Origin of the sequence: Acidovorax sp. LjRoot129 (genome assembly GCF_964253765.1) — a bacterium.
Classification (GTDB): domain Bacteria; phylum Pseudomonadota; class Gammaproteobacteria; order Burkholderiales; family Burkholderiaceae_C; genus Acidovorax.
Genome location: NZ_CAXUSE020000006.1, coordinates 1 through 1,545, shown reverse-complemented (window position 1 = coordinate 1,545; position 1,545 = coordinate 1). Strand labels below are relative to the sequence as shown.

Below are 1,545 nucleotides of genomic sequence, written 5' to 3'. Positions count from 1 at the left end.
TGAATCGCCCTGGGTTCCGTGGAGGCCCGTTGGTTTAAGTCAGGCCGCCGTTGTGGCGGGCTGACTGGCGAGTTGCCGATAGTAGTTTGCCTCAGCTTCTGCAGGCGGGATGTACCCGATGGGTTCAAGCAGGCGATGGTGGTTGAACCACGATACCCATTCGAGCGTGGCGAACTCGACTGCCTCCTTCGTTTTCCAGGGAGCGCGGCGGTGGATGAGTTCGGCCTTGTAGAGCCCGTTGATCGTCTCGGCCAGCGCGTTGTCATAGCTGTCTCCCTTGCTGCCCACCGAGGGCTCGACGCCAGCTTCTGCCAAGCGTTCGGTGTACCGAATGCTGACGTATTGCGAGCCCCTGTCGGAGTGGTGAATCAGGCTGCTGTCCCGCTCGGGTTGGCGCGCGTATAGCGCCTGCTCAAGCGCATCGAGGACGAAGTCAGTTCGCATCGAACTGCTCACGCGCCAGCCCACGATGCGCCGGGCAAACACGTCGATGACAAAGGCCACGTACAACCAGCCCTGCCAGGTCGAGACATATGTGAAGTCACTGACCCACAACTGGTTCGGCCGCTCGGCTCGGAACTGGCGGTTAACTCGGTCCAGCGGGCATGGCGCCTTGCTATCACTGACGGTGGTTCGCACGACTTTGCCGCGCATCACACCGCGCAGCCCCAGCTTGCGCATCAGCCGCTCCACTGTGCAGCGGGCTACTGCTGTACCCTCCCGACGAAGTTGACGCCAGACCTTGTCTGCGCCGTAGACCTGCATGTTGGCCTGCCAGACACGTTCGATTTGCAATGCCAGCAGTTCGTCGCGACGGGCCCGAGCGCAGCGCCTGCCGGGCTCGCGCATCAGCGCTGCGTGTCTTCGATACCCCGACGGGGCGATCTGCAACACCTTGCAGATCGGCTCGACCCCGAAGGTGCCACGATGCCTGTCGATGAAATCCCTCAGGACTTCAAACGGCGGTCGAGCTCCGCCTGGGCGAAAAACGCGCTGGCCAGCTTCAGTATCTCGTTGGCCCGACGCAGCTCCTTGTTCTCGCGCTCCAGTTCCTTGACCCGTTGGGCTTCGGCTGTGGTGACACCTTCTCGCGCGCCTGCATCCACTTCGGCACGTTTGACCCATTCGTTCAGAGTCTGCGGAACACAGCCAATCTTGGGGGCAATAGATTCGATGGCCGCCCAAAGGGATGGGTACTCCCCGCGCTGTTCCTGCACCATCCTCACTGCGCGCTCACGCACCTCAGGCGAGAACTTGTTTGTCTTCTTCATGGCTCAATCCTCTCAGAGTGTTGAGCCTCCTCAAAACCCGGGGCGATTCACCCTGGACCGTTTCCCTTCACTCAACCGACCCGTCAATGAGCGCGGATCTCGATTCCGACACTTGTCGTCTGGTGCTCGGACGATGCGAACGGCTTTCCTTGATGCATGCGCGCAATCGCGCCGACTATGGCCAACCCGAGGCCATGGTTACTCTGTCCATGGCTACGGGCAGGATCCGCCCGGAAAAACCGGTCAAACAACTGCGGAAGAATTTCGGGATCGA

At 61.1% G+C, this 1,545-nt stretch carries 2 protein-coding genes and 1 other annotated feature; both genes read right to left on the bottom strand.

The features are described 5' to 3' along the window. Positions 1-39: 39 nt before the first annotated feature. Positions 40-1,271, bottom strand: a protein-coding gene (locus ACSQ3Q_RS26220; protein ID WP_436133437.1) for an IS3 family transposase whose coding sequence is annotated in 2 segments (ribosomal slippage) — positions 40-983 and positions 983-1,271 — 1,233 coding nt in all. Because the reading frame shifts where the segments join, the coding sequence is not laid out codon by codon here. Further along, positions 877-993, bottom strand: a sequence feature (AL1L pseudoknot). Its footprint overlaps the gene before it by 117 nt. Positions 1,272-1,354: 83 nt before the next feature. After that, on the bottom strand, positions 1,355-1,545 hold a 191-nt coding region (locus ACSQ3Q_RS26215; RefSeq protein ID WP_436137388.1), incomplete at its 5' end, for an ATP-binding protein.